We start from the raw sequence: 16,533 nt of genomic DNA, 5'->3' as shown, positions 1-16,533 counted from the left end.
CACGCTCCGCTTACGGTTAGGCTCGTACCGTGACGATGGGGAAGGGTGAGTTCCTCGGCGGAAAGTACGTCCTGATCGAGGTTCTCGGCGAGGGAGCCATCGGAGTCGTCTGGCGGGCCCACGACGAGTCGCTCGGCCGTGACGTGGCGATCAAGGAGATCCGGTTCCCGGCCGGCCTCGACGACGAGCAGGTCGCCTCCCTCACCGCCCGTACCCTGCGGGAGGCACGCGCCGCCGCCCGGCTGAGCCATCCCGCGATCGTCACCGTGCACGAGGTCGTCCACCAGGACGAGCGGCCGTGGATCGTGATGGAGCTCGTACGCGGCCGCACTCTCGCCAAGATCGTCAAGGCGGACGGCCCGCTGCCGCCGCGGCAGGTGGCGCGGATCGGCGGTCAGCTCCTCGCCGGGTTACGCGTCGCCCACGCGGCCGGCGTCGTCCACCGGGATGTGAAGCCGGCCAACGTGATGCTCGACGGCGAGCGTGCGGTGCTGACGGATTTTGGCATCGCGGCACTCGACGGCGGCACCGTGCTCACCCAGACGGGCGCGATGCTGGGGACGCCGTCGTTCATGGCGCCGGAGCAGGCGCGTGGCCACTACGCGACGCCGGCCTCGGACCTGTGGTCGCTCGGCGCGACGATGTACGCCGCGGTGGAGGGCCAGCCTCCGTTCGACGGGGAGACGGTCGCCACGATTCTGGTCTCCATGCTCACCGCCGACCCGCCCGCGCCCCGGCGTGCGGGGCCGCTCATCCCGGTGATCGCCGGTCTGCTGGCCAAGGAGCCGGGCATGCGGCTGTCCGCCGACGACCTCGCCGGCCACCTCGCACGCATCGCGAGCGGCGACCGCGAGATCGTACAGATCGAGCCGCCCAGTCCCCCTGCGCCCCTCCCCCCACGGCCGCGCCGCCGTGTGCGTGCCCTCACGGCCGTGCTCGCCGTCGCGATCATGCTGACCGGCGCGGCGGCGGTCTGGCTCCCCCGGCGCTCCGACCCCGCGGCGCGTCCCCGTACGGTCTCCTCCAGCGCCCCGGTCGTGCACATCGGGATCCACTTTCCGTCGGTACGCCTGAAGTCGGCCACCAACATCTTCTCGGTGGAGTTCAGCCCGGACGGAAAGACACTCGCGTGCGCGGGCTCGGACGGCACGATCGAGCTGTGGGACGTACGGCGGCGGGTCCAGCTCGCGCAGTTACCCGGCCACCAGGCGCCCATCGAGGAGGTCCGGTTCAGCCCCGACGGCAGGCTGCTGGCCACCGCGGGCGACGACGACACCGTGCGCCTGTGGAACCTCGCCACGAACACCCAGGTCGCGTCGCTGACCGGGCACCGGTCGGAGGTCTGGACGGCCGACTTCAGCCCGGACGGGTCGCTGCTCGCGAGCGGCTCGAAGGACCACACCATACGCATCTGGGACGTACGTTCGCGCCGGACGATCCATGTGCTGCGCGACCATCGCGACGCCGTGACGAGCGTGCGGTTCAGCCCGGACGGGTCATCGCTGGCGAGCGGGTCGTGGGACAAGACCGTACGGCTGTGGAACACCCGGTCCTGGACACAGCACGCGGTGCTGACCGGCCACGCCCAGGCGGTGCACTCCGTCGCGTTCAGCCGGGACGGCAGGACACTGGCCAGCACCGGGGAGGACGGGCGGGTCCTGCTGTGGAACGTCGAGACCCGGCTCGGCTCGGGGGTGTTCACCGGCCACAAGGGACTGGTCGACTCGGTCGCCATCAGCCCGGACGGCCGTACGGTCGCGAGTGGCGGCAAGGACCACAAGGTCATGGTCTACAGCGTCGTCACCAACACGAGGATCGCCGTCCTGGAGGGCCACACGGGCCAGGTCGACTCGGTGGAGTTCAGCCCGGACGGAAAGACGCTGGCCACAGGTGCCGAAGACCGCTCCGTCCGGCTGTGGGATCTGACCCGCTGACGCACCCGGGGCCCGACCGGGCGAGGGCGACCGAGCGTGGTTGCCGCCCTCGCCGGAGTCGGAGCGTTCGTATACCCGTCACGTGCGAGTCCGAACATCCCCTTACTTGCTCGGCTCAGGCGCCTTGCAGGAGATCTTCGGGTTCACGCCGGTGTAGTTGAGGGGTCCGGCGATGATGGTCACGATGAGCGTGCCCGCCTGCGAGCAGTTGTTCGGGCCGTGACTGTAGTAATGACGCTGACCCGCGGCGATGGCGCCGATGATGAGCCACAAGAGGATCACGGCAGTGGTGATCTTCATTGCTACCTCCAAGGACTATGTCCGCTGGTCCGCGGCCACCGACGCCGGGTGTGGCGCGCGCCGGATTTAACCAATGATCAACGGTTGTTGGTCTTCGACGCCGCCTTGATACCCAAATTTTTGCGAATTAGGACAGTTGTACCGCCTGATCATGGACAGATCGCTCTGCCGGCCAGGCCTTGATGGCGTCCATGCTGGTCACAGGCGTTGACCGGACAGAAAGAAGGCATCATGCGTCGCAGGGGCATCAACTACGACACCGGGTTCTTCCCCGGCGGCAGGCTCTCGCGCGAGCGGTTCGACCGCGAGACCGCGGGTCGCGAGATGGCCGTCATCGCCGACGAGTTGCACTGCACGGCCGTACGGATCACCGGAGGCGACGCGGAGCGGCTGGCGGTCGCCGGGCGGTGTGCGGCCGAGGCCGGGCTGGAGGTCTGGTTCGCCCCGTTCCCCTCCGACCTGACGCCCGGGGAGATGCTGCCCTTCTTCGAGGACTGCGCGGACCACGCGGAGGAGATCCGCCGCGGGGGCGCGGAGGTCGTGTTCGTGACCGGCTGCGAACTCAGCCTGTTCGCGGCCGGGTTCCTGCCGGGTGAGGACATCTTCGGCCGCCTGGAGGGCGTCATGTCGGGCGACCCGGCGGTCCGCGCCGCGTTCGGCACGCTGACCGCGAAGGTCAACGAGTTCCTGGCCGAGGCGGCGGCCGCCGTACGAGGGCGGTTCGGCGGGCAGGTCACCTACGCGTCGGGGACCTGGGAGGACGTCGACTGGACGCCGTTCGACATCGTCGCCGTCGACGCCTACCGCGACGAGTCGAACGCCGGAGGTTTCGCCGGCGAGCTGCGCCGCCGGGTCACGTCGGGCAAGCCGGTCGTGGTGACGGAGTTCGGATGCTGTACCTACCGTGGCGCGGCCGGCCGCGGGGGTACGGGCTGGATGATCGTCGACCGCGACGCCGAGCCGCTCCGTATCGACGGCGCCTACGTACGCGACGAGTCCGAACAGGTCACGTACCTGCGGGAACTCCTGGAGATCTTCGAACAGGAGGGAGTGGACGGCGCCTTCTGGTTCACCTTCGCGGGGTACGGTCTGCCGCACCGGGCGGACCCGGAACACGACCTCGATCTCGGCTCGTACGGCGTCGTGAAGGTCGGCGAGGACGGCGTGAGCCAGAAGCCGAAAGAGGTCTTCCACGCGCTCGCCGCCGCGTACGCCCGCTGACGTCATGGCGGCCACCGGCCGATTCTGTCGGCGCCGTTTGCCACCATGCCTCGCATGCCCATCACCGATGACTCCGTGACATTAGGGCCCGCCGCTCGCAGGGCACTGACGGTGATCGCCGCGAACGACTACTACGCCAGGCCCGGACCGGACGACTGGGAGACGCTGGCGGCCTCGGAGTACGCCGTGTTCGCGCGACAGGCGCTCGACGCGGCCGCCGCGCGGGGCGCCGCGGTCCAGTCGGGCGAGCTGCCGTACGCGGCGGACAAGGCGTTCACCGGGGACGAGGTCGGCGTGCTCGGCCGCGCGGTGCGCGTGGCGCTGCTGCGCGACGAGCCCTGGCTGCCCGAGCTGCTCGGACGGCTGCTGCCCACGATCGCGGTCGCGCCCACCGCGGCGAAGACCCTTCCGTCGCAGGCGCTGCTGTTCGAGGTGGCCCGTTCGGCACAGGAGTTCCCGACGCCCGAGGCGGCGTCCGCGCTGCGCGAGGTCCGCAAGATCGTCCGGCACCGCGGTGTGCCCGTCCAGCTCGATCGCAACCTGAAGAGGATCGACGCCGCGCTCGCGGACCGGCCGGAGGCCGCGTTCCGGCTGCCCGACCTCGGTTTCGGAGCCGACGGGGCGTTCCGGGTGACGGCGGGCGCGTACGAGGGGACGGTCACCGTCGCCGGCGAGGTGAGCCTCACGTGGCGGCGGTCCGGCGGCGCGGAGCTGCGCGGTGTTCCAGCGGCGGTCAGGCGCGAGCATCCGGACGAGCTCGAGGTGCTGCGCGACCTGGTCAAGAAGGCCCGTGCCCACGTCGCCACGGCCACCCGGGCACTGGAGGGCGGGCTCGTCGCCTCGGCTCCGCAGCCCTACGAGCAGTGGTGTGCGTTCGCCGGGCATCCGCTCGGGCGGCCGCTCGCCGAGCGTCTCATCTGGGAGGTGGAGGTCGCTCCCGGCGAATGGCGGGCCATGCTGCCCATCGGCGGCGAGCGGATCGACTCCGCCGGGCGGCCACTCGATGCCGTGGGTGAGGTACGGCTCTGGCATCCCGTGCGCGCGTCGATCGAGGAGATCCGCGCCTGGCGGGACCTGCTGACCGAGCGCGGGATCCGCCAGCCGTTCAAGCAGGCGTTCCGGGAGATCTACCTGCTCACCCCGGCCGAGCTGGAGACGCGCGACTACTCCAACCGGTTCGCCGCGCACCTTCTCCGTTACCAGCGCCTGTACGCGCTGTTCAAGGCCCGCGGCTGGACGACGACGATGCTCGGGCCCTGGGACGGCGGCGACGAGGCCGGCGCGACCCGTGAGCTGGCCGGGCGGCGGTGGCGCGCCCGGTTCTTCCACTCCTACGCCGAGCAGGGGCTGGACCTGGCCTCGACGGACCAGGTGCGGTTCGAGTGCCGCACCGGCGGCACCTGGGGCGAGGTGCCGCTGGCCGAGGTGCCGCCGGCCGTGTTCAGCGAGGCCATGCGCGACGTCGACCTGTTCGTGGGGGTCACCTCGATCGCCGCCGACCCCGAGTGGTCCGACCGGGGGGCGGACCGCTACCAGGCCTACTGGCAGCGCGAGAGCTTCGGCGAGCTCAGCGCGACGGCGGACGTACGCCGCGACGCGCTGGCCCGGCTGCTGCCGCGCACCAGGCTCGCCGACCGTACGGAACTGACCGACCGGTTCCTGCGCGTCCACGGCTCGCTGCGCACCTACAAGATCCATCTCGGGTCGGCCAACATCCTCATGGAGCCGGACGACGCGTACCTGTGCATCGTGCGGTCGCCGTCCGGCACCGACCGGGTCTTCCTGCCGTTCGAGGACGAACGGCTGGCGCTGATCATCAGCAAGGCGTTCCTGCTCGCCGACGACGCCGCGATCGACGACCAGACCATCCTGCGGCAGATCAAGCGAGGATCCTGATGGCGACTCTGGCGCTGCTCGACGAGACCGCGACCGGGGGGCGGCTGGCCGAGTCCACGCTGACCGGTCTGCCGGACCGGATGACCGTACGCGAGCTGGTCCGGCTGCGGGTACGCGAGGAGGTGGCCCGGCACAACGCGGCGCCGTCGCGCCACTTCACCGGCCTGGTCCGGCCGGACGACGCGGAGGCCGAGGCGAACGGCTACCGGCTGCGCGAGGCCCGCCGCCTCGACTGGGAGCGCCAGGCCGACATCGCCGAGCGCGCGTTCGCCCACAACGGCTTCATCGTGTTGGCCGGCGACCGTCAGGTGGAGTCCCTTGAGGAGGTCGTCGACCTCGAGGTCCATACTGAGCTGGTGTTCATCAAGCTCGTCCAGCTCGTCGGAGGCTGACCCATGCTCGAGCGCGTCGACCTCGGCGAGATCCCCTACGACGAGGCGAGCACGCTGATGGCGGGGTGGGTCAAGGAGCGCCGCGAGGGCCTCGCCGGCGACCGCCTGTTCCTGCTGAGCCATCCTCCGGTGATCACCTACGGGTCGCGTACGGCCGCCGCCGATCTGCCCGCCGACCTGGGGATCCGCACCGTCGAGGTGGACCGGGGCGGCTACGCGACGTACCACGGGCCGGGGCAGCTGGTCGGCTACCTGGTCGCGGACATCGGAAGGGGCGGGCCGGTGGACATCGTGCGGTGGATGGAGAACGGCATCGTCGACGCGCTGGGCCGGCTCGGGTTTCCGGCGCTCCGGCGTGACACCCTGCCGGGGGCCGCCAGCCTGGTCGGCGTCTGGACTCCGGAGCACCACAAGGTCGCCTCCATCGGCATGCGGATCCGGCACGGGATCACCAGCCACGGCTTCGCCCTGAACGTCGATCCCGACATGACCGCCTTCGACACCTTCACCGTCTGCGGGCTGCACGACGTGACGATGACCTCGCTGCGCCGCATGGCGGCCGAACGCCCGCTGCCGCCGGACGCGGAGATCCGGGACGTGCTGTCCGAGGTGCTGATCGAACGCTCTACGTCGTGGGTCCGCTGAACTCCCAGACGCTGAACGCCCCGCCCTGCGGATCGAGGAGCGCCGCGATCGGCCCGACCGGCGTGGCGATGGGGCCGTGCACGATGGTGGCGCCGAGCGTCTTGGCGTACTCCGCGCTCTCGACGGCACTCGCCACCGAGAAGTAGGCGATCCAGCGGTTCGCGGCGCCCTCTCGCTGCCGCGGGATGATCCCGCCGATCATCTGCTCTCCCGCGACCAGGCCGGTGAACGGGGACCCGTCCAGGTCCACGATCGTCGTGGTGAGGCCGGCGGCGCGTTCGTAGAAGGGCAGCGCGGCGTCATGGTCGTCGGTCATCAGCTCACTCCAGATGAACGCGCCCTCCTCCTGGACCACCGTGGCGCCGATGTGGCCGCCCGCCTGCCAGAGTCCGAAGGTCGCGCCCGTCGGGTCCACGGCGTACGTCATCCGGCATTCGCCGGTGACCTCCTTCAACGGTGTCCGCAGCCTGCCGCCGTTCGGCTCGATCCTGGCGGCCGCCGCGTCGATGTCCGGGACGTTAAGGAAGGTGGTCCAGGTCGCCGGGGCCGGGCCGCCGGCGATCGCGGCGACGAACCCGTCGTTCCTGACCGCCCATGCCTCTCCCGGCGTCGTCCGTTCGCCGAACGTCCAGCCGAACAGCCGCCCGTAGAAGACCCTGGCGGCCTCCGGTGCAATACCCCCGCCGGACAGCTCATGATCATCTTCCAGTAGCATCCCTTTCGCCGGTTCGGGAGCGAATGAGCGATGCCTTTCTCATCAAACCGACCGGCATCTGTTCTTCGGCCGTACCTCGACACGTCTCGCCGCGAAAGAATTCCCTGGAACCGCTTTCCCGACGGCATCGTCGAAAACCCGTCCGGCGGCTCGGGGATGACCCGGGACCGCTGATATCCGATCGCGTGGCCGCCATTCCTGGAAAGCCGGATCAGTGGCCGCGTCCCCCCGTGCGAGGAGATATCCATGAAGTCGTTCGGCCGGCGCCTGCCGTTGGTGGCCCCGGCGGTCGCACTCGCCCTGGCGGCCGTTGGAGTGACGGGAACGGCACGGGCGGCCGACGCGTCGATACCACCCCCGGCGACGCCGTCGTCCACCCGACCCCTTCCACCATGGCGCCCAAGCTCGCGAGGTCGGCGACGGCCGCGGCTCCGGCCTCGGGGAAGCTGTCGCTGACCGGCCAGTACCAGGACACCAACTACAACTGCGTCCCCACGTCGGCGGCGATGAGTCTGTCCACCTTCGGGGTCTCCGTCAGCCAGGACACGCTCGCGACGGCGATGGGCACCACCGCGGCGAACGGGACGTACGGCAACCAGGCGCTCCCCGTCGTCAACGGCTACGTGGACCCGCTCGGTTACAGCTACGGCTTCTCCGACGCCTCGACGGCGTCGAGCATGATGTCGCAGGTCTCCTATGACGTCGGCGTGCTGAAGCGGGCTCCCATCCTCGGCGTGTGGATGGAGAAGCTGCCCTGGAACGCGGGCATGAGCGGCAGCAAGGTCGGCCACGCGATCATCGCGTACGGCTACGACAGCGCCGCCGGGACGATCACCGTCTGGGATCCGTGGAAGGCCACGGGCGGCGCGCACACCATCGCGGCCACCAGCCTCGCCGCGGACATGCAGGCGAGCGGCATGTACACGGTCACCGGCCACACCGACGCCGATCTGGCGAGTCTCGGCGACCAGACCGGTGACGGCACCGCCGACCTGGTCGCGGCCGACCGGGCGAGCGGGCAGCTGTGGCTCTACCCCGGCCCGACGTTCGCCGCCGCGGACCGGCGCCTCATCGGCACGGGCGGCTGGAACGGCATGGCCGACCTCACCGGCATCGGTGACCTGACCGGGGACGGCAAGCCCGACCTGGTCGCCACCAAGACGGCCGACGGGACGCTGTGGCTCTACCCCGGCGACACGAACACCCTGGGCACCCGCATCGAGATCGGCACGAGTGGCTGGAACGGCATGGCCGAGCTCACCGGCATCGGCGATCTCACCGGGGACGGCAAGCCCGACCTCATCGCCGCACAGAAGTCGGACGGGACGCTGTGGCTCTACCCCGGCGGCACGAAGGCGCTCGGCACCCGCATCAAGATCGGCACCAGCGGCTGGAACGGCATGAACAAGCTGACCGGTGTCGGTGACATCACCGGGGACGGCAGGCCCGACCTGATCGCGGTCGGCAAGTCGGACGGCACGATGTGGGTCTACCCCGGCGCCGACAAGGCCGTCGGCGCCCGCACGCAGCTCGGCCCCTCCTGGAACGGCATCCGCTCGCTCACCTACACCGGCGACGTCACCGGCGACGGCGTGTCCGACCTGATCGGCGTGCAGAGCAACACCGGCGTGATGTACGTCTACGCGGGCCGCCCGACCGGGTTCGCCGCACGCGTGGAGCTCACGCCCGGCTGGAACGGCTGAGCCCCGCTGCGACGACGGCCCCGCGCTCGGCGACCTTGCGCGGGGCCGGCCCCCAGCACCCGGCCCACGTCGTAGAGCTTGTGCCTCATCGCCGCTGCCGGTCCTCGCCGGCCGCGATCATCTTCTGTATCGCCTGACGGGTCACTCCCAGCTCACGGGCGAGGTCGGCCTGGGAGAAACCCTCGGCCAGCAGAGTGTCGATGAGCCGCCGTCGCTCGCGCGCCAGCTCCTGCGCGAGACGCGTATGTTCGATGGCCGCGGCCCGTACCTCCTTCACCTTGGCGATGAGTTCTGCGTGCTGCGGCGACTCGATGTGTTTACTCATGGAGCCAGAATGACAACCCCCGGTTGTCATTGTCAACCCCCCGTTGTCACGTCTTCCTGGGCCGGTCGCAGGACGAGGCGCTCGCCGAGGTCGGCCTCGACCGACTCCCGGCTGTAGAGGAGCGGGAACGCCTCGTCGGCGGCCCAGCTCTCGAACAGGTCGTCGTAGTGGGGGGTGCCCGGGACACCGGACTGGCCCGGGGAGTTCATCGCCACCGAGTCGTCCCAGGATCCGACGTCGATGACCAGGCGGAACGTCGCGCCGGCCGTCTGGACGAAGTCCGGGGCGTACGAGGTGGCGCCGACGGTGTCGCCGCTGCCGCCCCGTGGCGCCGGGCCGGCCGAGGTCCAGTCCCGTTCGCCCAGCCGCTGGGTGAGCGGATGCCGGGGCTCCGCCCGGTGCAGCCTGCCCCACGCCCACGACGACGGGTCCGGGCCGAGCAGCCCCTCGACCTCGGCCATCGCGTCCGCGAGCGTGGAGACCACGATCCCGCTCACGTCACCGGAGAACAGCAGGCCCAGGTCCACGCGCGCGTCGCCGGCCAGGTCCTCGGCCGGCAGGACGCGGGTCAGGGCTCCGGTGCGCTTCTCCGGTGGGAGGAGCCGGCGGAGTTCCGCGCCGAGTACGGCGGGGCGCAGGTGGCGGCGGTACCAGACCTCGAACAGCGCCGCCGCGGCCGAGTCGGCGGACAGCGTCGCGTCCCAGTCGCGCAGCAGGGCGAGGGCGGTCACGACGCGTTCGTCATCGCTGGTCAGGTGCGTGAGCAGCGACTGGATCCGGCGCGCGGGGATGCTGACGTAGTCGGTCTGCAGCCGGAGGCAGTCCTCGACCGTCCAGCCGGTACGCGAGCCCAGCTCCTCGGCGATGCGCTCGTGCCGGAACGGGGCGTACCAGTCGTAGGACACCGTGTGGGGGTAGCCCTCGGGGAGGTTCAGCTGGTTGGCGGTCGCGAACCAGCCCTGCTCCGGGTCCCGTACGGAGGGCAGCTCGTCCACGTCGTAGAAGCCGTCCCACTCGTACCGGCCGTCGCCGGGCACGGGCAGGGTGCCGTCCCAGTTCGGGCGTTTGGGTACGAGACCGGCCGGTCGCCAGCCGATGGTGCCGTCCGGCGCGGCGTACACCTGGTTCTCTCCGGGCGCGCCCCAGCGGTTCATCGCGGCGACGAAGTCATCCGGGCCGCTCGCACGCATGTAGTCCATGCTGCCGAGGTAGGGCGCCATGCCGGGCTGCAGCCAGGCCGCCCGTACGGCGAAGGCGGCGTTCCGGTCGGCGCGTGAGTGGATCACCGGGCCGTGCCGGGTGAACCACAGGTCGACCTCGACGGGTTCGCCGCCGCGTACCGGCACCGTCTCGCGTACGAGCTCCATCGCCTCCCAGCGTCCCCGGTAGGCGTACTCGCGGCGGTCGGCGGGGTTGGTCCGGTAGACGTACAGGTCCTCCTGGTCGATGGGGAAGATCGTGAGTCCGAAGGCGATCCGCCCGTTGTGCCCGATGGAGATGCCGGGAAGCGTGGGTTCGCCGGCGCCGATGACGTCGATGCCGGGGGCGGACAGGTGCGCGATGTAGCGCAGCCCCGGCAGCGAGACGGCGCGGTGCGGGTCGTTGGCGAGCAGCGGGCGCCCGGAGGCCGTACGTGAGGAGCCGATCACCCAGTTGTTGCTGCCGTCGAGGCCGGGGCGCGGCGCCTCGCCGGGGCCCGGGAACGGCGCGGTCGCCAGCCGGTACACCCGCAGCACGTCGTCCGGGATGGCGGAGAGGTCGAGTCCTGGCGGTACGCGCAGGGCGTGCTCCGGTTCGCGTACCCGCCGCAGGTCCTCCACCTCGGGGCCGTAGTCCCGCAGGGTCAGCGCCCGCGCGACCTCCTCCTCCAGGTTGTAGAAGAGCCCGTGACCGCGGATCCGCGCGACGTCGGACGGCTCCCAGTGGGAGGGCAGGTAGTCCAGGGCCTTGAACTCGGCCGGCAGATGGGTCTGGTCCTTGCGGCAGAGCTCCACGAACGCGTTGATGCCCTTGACGAACGCGCTGGTCACACGCTTGGTGTCCGAGCCGTACGCCAGCCACTCGGCGTGCATGTCGCCCCGGTAGAGGAAGAGGCGTGCGGCGCGGTCGCGTTCGAGGTACGCCGCGCCGAAGACCTCCGACAGCAGCCCCAGCCCGCGACGGCGCCACAGGTCGATCTGGAACAGCCGGTCACGTGCGGCGTTGAAGCCCTGCGCGACGAAGAGATCGTCCTGGGAACCGGCGTACACGTGCGGCACGCCCCAGCGGTCGATGAGGATCTCGACGGGCGACGCGAGCCCGTTGACGACGAACGTAGTGGCCACGTGGCCTGACTATCCGAAAAGCCCGGTCCGCCGCAATAGTCACTCGTCCGTTCACCAGGTCGTTGTCGGGGCGGCAGGGAAACCAGGCGATCAAGAGGGGGATATGTGCGTATCGTTCCTTCGGTCCGAATCGACGCAGGCTTCGTGAACGAGAGGTGGATCCCGTCGTGACCTACCGCGACCAGGACGCGGAACGCCGCGGACAGCCGGTCCGCGCGCTCGGCGACAGCACCGGCGAGCGCGCCGCGGTGTCCCTGATCGGCCTCGCGATGCTCGCCCTGGCACTGATCGGCATGTACGTGTCGTTCCAGACGGTGTACGCGTACGTGCATCCGTGGTTCCGCGACACGGCGTGGGCGGTGCCGATCTCCATCGACGTCGCGATCCTGGTCTTCTCGGCGGCCGACCTGCTCCTGTCGTACTGGCGCATGGCCAAGCCGTCGATGCGGCTGATCCCCTGGGGCTTCACGGCGGCGACCATCTGGCTCAACTGGCAGGCCGGCGGCCCGGTACCGATCCGCATCGCGCACGCCGCGATGCCGGCACTGTGGGTGCTGTTCTGTGAGTACGCGAGACATGTCCTGGCGGCGCGCGTGGGCCTGGTCAACGGCGCCCGGATGGAAAAGGTCCGCCGCTCACGCTGGCTGCTGGCCCCGGTGTCCACGGCCCGGCTCCGCCGCCGGATGATCCTGTGGGAGATCACCTCGTACCGGCGGGCCCTGGAACTGGAGGCCGAACGCCGCACCGAGATCGCCCGCCTGGAGATGGCCCACGGCCGGAGGTGGCGCCGCCACGCCCCGGCCCCGGACCGCTTGGCCCTGAAGCTCTCGGCGGTGGCCCCGGCCGAGCTGCTGCCGTCGCTGACGGCGAGCCTCGCCACGGTGCCTGCGGTGCCTGCGGTGCCTGCGCCTGTGCGGGCCGTCCCGCCGCCGGTGGCCGAGCCGTCGGACATCACCAGGCCGGACCTGCCGCGCGTGGACCCGGAGATGACAGGGTTCGCCGAGACGGCTCCGGAGCCCAAGACCGCCTCCGGAGGAAGCGCCCGGCAGCGCGCCGCGGCACTGCTCGCCAACGAGCCGGACATCCCAGGCACCGAACTCGCCCGCCGCCTCAACGTCACCACCGGCTACGGCCGGCGCCTCCGCTCAGAACTACTGAACACCACGACCGGTTATCGCTGAGCACGAAGACCGCGCTCGGCCCGACCGAGTGGTCTAGAACTTTCAATGAACGCGCGGGTGACTTCGGGAAGCCGCGGAAGGGCACCGTGCCCGAGGACGGCGGCTCGGGCACGGCGGGCGATGCTCGTCAGGTCGCGTTCGACGGGGTGGTGACCAGGACCTTGTACGCGTAGCCATGCACGCCCGCGTACAGGAAGGTTCCGTCGGTGAGGATCGAGGTGTCGTAGTCGCCCGCGCCGACCGTGGACGTCAGTAGCTGGCCGTACTGGACCGTGCCCGTCTCCGGAGTCAGCCGGTATACATGACCGTTCGAGCCGGCGAACAGCCGTCCGTCGAGGCTGAGGACGCTCACCTCCTCGTAGGCCAGGGTGCCGCCGACCGAGCGGCTCCAGGCATAATCGCCCCAGTCGTTCAGCCGCACGCCGTACGCGTAGCCGTGCACGCCCGCGAACAGGTACGTCCCGTCCGTCGCCATGCGGGTCACGTCGCCGCCGACGTCCGTGGTCAGCTGGAGGGATCGCAGGATCTGGCCGGTCGCGGGGGCCAGCTCGTACACGTAGCCGTCCGAACCGGCGAACAGCCGCGTACCCGAAACGAAGACGTTGACCTCCTCGTACGCGAACGTGCCGCCGAGGTTGTCCGGTGTCTCCCAGGTGGTGGTCCAGTCGCTCAGCCGCACGCCGTACGCGTAGCCGTGCACGCCTGCGAACAGGTACGTCCCGTCCGTGGACACGCGGGTGACGCCGCCGCCCAGGCTGGAGGTCAGTTCGGTCGAGTGCAGGACCGCTCCCGTCGTGGGGGCCAGTTCGTACACGGAACCGTCCGAGCCGGCGAACAGCCGCGTACCCGAGACGAGGAGGTTGACCTGCTCGTCCAGGGTGCCGCCGAGATTCCGCGTCGTCTTCCAGGCGTACCCGCTCCAGTCGTCCAGGGCGATGGCGTACGCGTGGCCGCTGACCCCCGCGTACAGGGTCGTGCCGTTCGTGGCCAGTGACGTGGTGTCGCCGTCCGTCGTCAGCCGTAGCGTGTGCAGGACCGCGCCGCTGTGGGGGTCGAGCTCGTAGACGTAGCCGTCGGAGGCGGAGAAGAGCCGGTCGCCGTGGAACAGGGAGTTCACCGGGTAGAACCCCGAGCCGGGCAGGCTCGCGGACCACACGCTGGTGAAGTCCTGGTCCTGCGACACGAGCCCCAGGCGCGGGGAGGCGAGCCCGAGCAGCGCCGTCTTGATCGTGGGCCCGAACTCGCCGAACCGGTCCATGCAGAAGGATTTCTGCGTCGTGGCCCAGGTCTCCAGGCTGTGCAGGTGGTCCCGGTCCGGGCCGGCCTTAGTGGGGAAGTGGGCGCGGATCTGCGCGGTCGTGATCGACGTGGTGCCCGTCCCGAGGATCTCCAGCAGCGCTTCCTGCGACAGCTGCGCCGTCTCGCTCGTGGCCTGGACCCCGGCACCGCCGTTGGCGCCGCTCAGCAGGGTGCTGTCACCCCACAGCTCGTACGGCGTCGTGCTCGCCGCCGAGCTCGCCCACACGGAGTTGTCGTTGTAGTAGTCGTGCAGCGTGGCCGAGCCGAGCTGGGCGACGGCGCTGGCCAGGAACGTCAGGTAGTTCTTGTACGCGGCGAGCTGGTCGACGGGACCGTCCGCAAGGATGCCGCTGCCGACGACGCGGTCGACGAGGCTCGCGGCCTCCTGGTCGGTCTGCGGGTCGTTGGAGGGTCCGGCGAAGGACGGGTCGTACAGCCACCGGCCGGCCAGGGACGGCTGCCGGGCCTCGGTGATGTTCTTGATCGCGTCCCAGTCGGCCACCGGCAGCAGCGTCTGCTGGGCGGCCCACTCGATGAACCACTGCATGATGAGCGTCTTGTTGACCAGGTGACCGGCGGCGAACGAGTCCTCCAGGAAATGGTCGGCGTACCCGTGGTGGACCCAGGCACGGCGCGCCATCTCGGGGTCGCCGGTGGCGTGCGCCTGCGCGGCCAGGTCGCGGGCGATCAGGTGGGACGCCTGCCAGCGGTACCAGGAGAACGGGGCGAAGTGGCACGCGTTGCGTGCGAGGAGTCCCTGGTAGTGGTTCTGTCCCACGGAGCCGAGACCGATGGTCAGCGTGTCGAGCGCGGTGGTCTCGACGATGTTGTTGACCAGGCTCAGGCTCCACGGCTCGCAGGCGGCCTGCGCGAAGGTGACGTTCGGGTTGCCGCCGGTGAGCAGCGAGGTGAGCTGGTTGAAGCCCTCCTGCCGGATGACCTGGAGGATCGGCAGCACGATCGTGGGGTCGACGGTGTCCAGCGCACCCGCGTCGGCGAGGTAGTCGGGCAGGGCGTTCAGCTCTCCGTACGTCACCAGCAGGTTGCCCGGTCCGAGGCGCAGCGTCCTGATCCAGGGGCACTTGGCGTTGATGTCGCTCTCGGTGACCTGTTCCGGGTCGTCCTGCCACAGGGTGAGCAGCTCGATCTGGTTGCCGAGGAACTGCCCTCGCGTGGGTCCGTTCGTGGAGACGGCGACCAGGTCGGCGGTCGGCGCGTCGCCGAGGAGGCGGTGCTCGAAGGAGACGTGGCGCTGGATCACGGGAACACGTGGCGGGCCGTACGCGGTGCTCGGCGCGCGGCGACCGGCGAGGATCCGGTCGGCGCATCGGTCGGCGTCGCGTTCCCAGGGATCATCGTGCGTGTTGTCGTCGAGGCTCCTGGCGCCGGCCTGCTGGGCGACGTGCGCGGCCTCGTGTGCGAGCAGCCATAACCCCTGCGGGGTGTCGGGCGCGTAGGCACCGTCGCGGAAGAAGACGTCGGAGCCGTACGTGAACGCCTCGGCCCCCAGCGTCCGCGCCAGCCGATCCGCGACCGGCCCGGTGTGCACGCGCATCAGCGACAGATCCGCGCCAAGCCCGCGCTCGAGCCTTTTTCGCAGGTAGGTGGGTAGTGCTTCCGTGACCCCGTTCGCGATCCCTCGTGCTAACGCCCTGCCGTCGTTCGCCACCGTGTTCCCCTCTCACCTCGCCATGATTTGTTCGGAATCATGACGGTCTGAGCGCGGTCAAGATAGAGGGATCCTCCGCGCCCCGGACTGCTCCTGCGGGTGCCGACAGTGCCCGGGGACTGCCCGGCGGGCGTCACTCGGGCCGGCGGGTGAGCTCTTTCGGCTGGTCAGGCTTGATACCGAAGGGCACTGTCTCCGACAGGGATCGCTGTAGATTGAGCGTATGACCGCCGAGTTCTTGGAGCCTGTCGGACCGCGAGACCCGGGGGACGACCCGGCCGCGATCTTCGAGCTGCTTCCGGAGTCACATCGTCCGCAGTTTCGCGCCGAGTACGACCAGGCGCTCGACGCCGCGCATGATCTCGCCCGGTTCACACAGGTACGGAGCCTGCTCAGGCAGTGGCGGTTGCGCGCGATGGCCTATAACCGGCCGGGATACGAGGAAGCCGCCCAGGACGCTCTTCAGGGGCGCATGGATGCCTTCGTCCGGTACAGCCCACCGGACTGGGACGGCCGGGTGTGACCTACAAGTTCGACGGCTTCCACGGGCGTGCTCTCTACGAGCTGAACGGGTTGCCCGAACACGTGAGGAACGGCCCTCTGGTCGAGCGTCTCCTCCAGCTTCTTGAAAGTCCCTGGGACGCGGTGCCGGAACGTCCGGGCCAGTCGATGGTGCGGCATGCCTTCTTCGGTGAGGACGACCAGGGGATGCTGACCTTTGTCGTCCACGACCAGACCGAGACGCTGCGGATCGTCGACATCCTCTGGGTGGGATGACACATCTTGCTGCGGCACCGCGCCGGAAATCAGCGCCTCATCACCTCCGCCGGCCGCCACCGTCACATCCCCGTGGAACACCACGGCCCCCGCCGACGAAACCCACGGCTACGGTCATGCCAGCGGAACGGGGCGGGCGGGGGAGACCATGG

14 protein-coding genes are annotated in these 16,533 nt (G+C 70.4%); 9 read left to right on the top strand and 5 right to left on the bottom strand.

Annotated elements, in window-relative coordinates:
• Positions 1 to 35 precede the first annotated feature (35 nt).
• Entirely contained in the window at positions 36 to 1,934 is a 1,899-nt protein-coding gene (locus FB559_RS22060) for a WD40 repeat domain-containing serine/threonine protein kinase (RefSeq protein ID WP_246122544.1), read from the top strand.
• Between the two features lie 102 nt (positions 1,935 to 2,036).
• On the opposite strand, the gene FB559_RS22055 is transcribed toward FB559_RS22060, so the two are convergent.
• Positions 2,037 to 2,234, bottom strand: coding sequence for a hypothetical protein (locus FB559_RS22055; RefSeq protein ID WP_141957403.1), 198 nt, complete (start codon positions 2,232 to 2,234; stop codon positions 2,037 to 2,039).
• Between the two features lie 231 nt (positions 2,235 to 2,465).
• Between FB559_RS22055 and FB559_RS22050 the strand changes: the two genes are divergently transcribed.
• The 4 genes from FB559_RS22050 to lipB are packed head-to-tail and all read left to right on the top strand — an operon-like array spanning position 2,466 to position 6,388.
• Complete coding sequence (locus tag FB559_RS22050) at positions 2,466 to 3,455, top strand: glycoside hydrolase family 113 protein (protein WP_141957402.1); 990 nt, start codon at positions 2,466 to 2,468, stop codon at positions 3,453 to 3,455.
• Positions 3,456 to 3,509: 54 nt separating this feature from the next.
• The gene (locus FB559_RS22045; protein WP_141957401.1) at positions 3,510 to 5,351 is read left to right on the top strand and encodes a DUF4132 domain-containing protein; all 1,842 of its coding nucleotides are present in this window, start codon (positions 3,510 to 3,512) and stop codon (positions 5,349 to 5,351) included.
• Entirely contained in the window at positions 5,351 to 5,743 is a 393-nt protein-coding gene (locus tag FB559_RS22040; protein WP_141957400.1) for a hypothetical protein, read from the top strand. The genes FB559_RS22045 and FB559_RS22040 overlap by 1 nt, the downstream gene beginning before the upstream one ends.
• A gap of 3 nt (positions 5,744 to 5,746) precedes the next feature.
• The gene (lipB, locus tag FB559_RS22035; protein ID WP_141957399.1) at positions 5,747 to 6,388 is read left to right on the top strand and encodes a lipoyl(octanoyl) transferase LipB; all 642 of its coding nucleotides are present in this window, start codon (positions 5,747 to 5,749) and stop codon (positions 6,386 to 6,388) included.
• Here the strand turns inward: lipB and FB559_RS44020 are convergent.
• Positions 6,369 to 7,103, bottom strand: coding sequence for a VOC family protein (locus FB559_RS44020; protein WP_185792337.1), 735 nt, complete (start codon positions 7,101 to 7,103; stop codon positions 6,369 to 6,371). The two genes, lipB and FB559_RS44020, sit on opposite strands and share 20 nt — an antisense overlap.
• A 392-nt stretch (positions 7,104 to 7,495) precedes the next feature.
• On the opposite strand from FB559_RS44020, the gene FB559_RS22020 reads away from it, so the two are divergent.
• Positions 7,496 to 8,806 carry an FG-GAP-like repeat-containing protein gene (locus tag FB559_RS22020; RefSeq protein ID WP_185792336.1) on the top strand — a complete coding sequence of 437 codons (1,311 nt, stop codon included), beginning with the start codon at positions 7,496 to 7,498 and terminating at the stop codon, positions 8,804 to 8,806.
• An 85-nt stretch (positions 8,807 to 8,891) separates the two neighbouring features.
• Here FB559_RS22020 and FB559_RS22015 read toward each other — a convergent pair whose 3' ends face one another.
• A complete protein-coding gene (locus tag FB559_RS22015; RefSeq protein ID WP_141957395.1) occupies positions 8,892 to 9,131 on the bottom strand; it encodes a TrfB-related DNA-binding protein in 240 nt (79 codons plus the stop codon).
• A 32-nt stretch (positions 9,132 to 9,163) separates the two neighbouring features.
• A complete protein-coding gene (locus FB559_RS22010; protein WP_141957394.1) occupies positions 9,164 to 11,455 on the bottom strand; it encodes a penicillin acylase family protein in 2,292 nt (763 codons plus the stop codon).
• 167 nt (positions 11,456 to 11,622) lie between these two features.
• Between FB559_RS22010 and FB559_RS22005 the strand changes: the two genes are divergently transcribed.
• A complete protein-coding gene (locus FB559_RS22005; protein ID WP_141957393.1) occupies positions 11,623 to 12,636 on the top strand; it encodes a DUF2637 domain-containing protein in 1,014 nt (337 codons plus the stop codon).
• A gap of 127 nt (positions 12,637 to 12,763) precedes the next feature.
• Here the strand turns inward: FB559_RS22005 and FB559_RS22000 are convergent, their stop codons facing one another.
• Complete coding sequence (locus tag FB559_RS22000) at positions 12,764 to 15,604, bottom strand: eCIS core domain-containing protein (protein WP_141957392.1); 2,841 nt, start codon at positions 15,602 to 15,604, stop codon at positions 12,764 to 12,766.
• 223 nt (positions 15,605 to 15,827) lie between these two features.
• On the opposite strand from FB559_RS22000, the gene FB559_RS21995 reads away from it, so the two are divergent.
• Complete coding sequence (locus tag FB559_RS21995; RefSeq protein ID WP_141957391.1) at positions 15,828 to 16,127, top strand: DUF6247 family protein; 300 nt, start codon at positions 15,828 to 15,830, stop codon at positions 16,125 to 16,127.
• Positions 16,124 to 16,381: a hypothetical protein gene (locus FB559_RS21990; RefSeq protein ID WP_141957390.1), complete on the top strand. Its 258-nt coding sequence runs from the start codon at positions 16,124 to 16,126 to the stop codon at positions 16,379 to 16,381. The genes FB559_RS21995 and FB559_RS21990 overlap by 4 nt, the downstream gene beginning before the upstream one ends.
• The last annotated feature ends 152 nt before the right edge of the window (positions 16,382 to 16,533 follow it).

The sequence above is a fragment of the Actinoallomurus bryophytorum genome, assembly GCF_006716425.1.
In the GTDB taxonomy this organism is placed as follows: Bacteria; Actinomycetota; Actinomycetes; order Streptosporangiales; family Streptosporangiaceae; genus Actinoallomurus; species Actinoallomurus bryophytorum.
The sequence above is the reverse complement of the archived record's forward strand: the minus strand, read 5'-3'. Positions and strand labels throughout refer to the sequence as shown.

Coding starts and splice junctions, on each gene's coding strand:
- FB559_RS22015 (WP_141957395.1), bottom strand. CDS start 9,131: ATGAGTAAACACATCGAGTCGCCGCAGCACGCAGAACTCATCGCCAAG.
- FB559_RS22045 (WP_141957401.1), top strand. CDS start 3,510: ATGCCCATCACCGATGACTCCGTGACATTAGGGCCCGCCGCTCGCAGG.
- FB559_RS21995 (WP_141957391.1), top strand. CDS start 15,828: ATGACCGCCGAGTTCTTGGAGCCTGTCGGACCGCGAGACCCGGGGGAC.
- FB559_RS44020 (WP_185792337.1), bottom strand. CDS start 7,103: ATGCTACTGGAAGATGATCATGAGCTGTCCGGCGGGGGTATTGCACCG.
- FB559_RS22020 (WP_185792336.1), top strand. CDS start 7,496: ATGGCGCCCAAGCTCGCGAGGTCGGCGACGGCCGCGGCTCCGGCCTCG.
- FB559_RS22060 (WP_246122544.1), top strand. CDS start 36: ATGGGGAAGGGTGAGTTCCTCGGCGGAAAGTACGTCCTGATCGAGGTT.
- FB559_RS22055 (WP_141957403.1), bottom strand. CDS start 2,234: ATGAAGATCACCACTGCCGTGATCCTCTTGTGGCTCATCATCGGCGCC.
- FB559_RS22040 (WP_141957400.1), top strand. CDS start 5,351: ATGGCGACTCTGGCGCTGCTCGACGAGACCGCGACCGGGGGGCGGCTG.
- FB559_RS22050 (WP_141957402.1), top strand. CDS start 2,466: ATGCGTCGCAGGGGCATCAACTACGACACCGGGTTCTTCCCCGGCGGC.
- lipB (WP_141957399.1), top strand. CDS start 5,747: ATGCTCGAGCGCGTCGACCTCGGCGAGATCCCCTACGACGAGGCGAGC.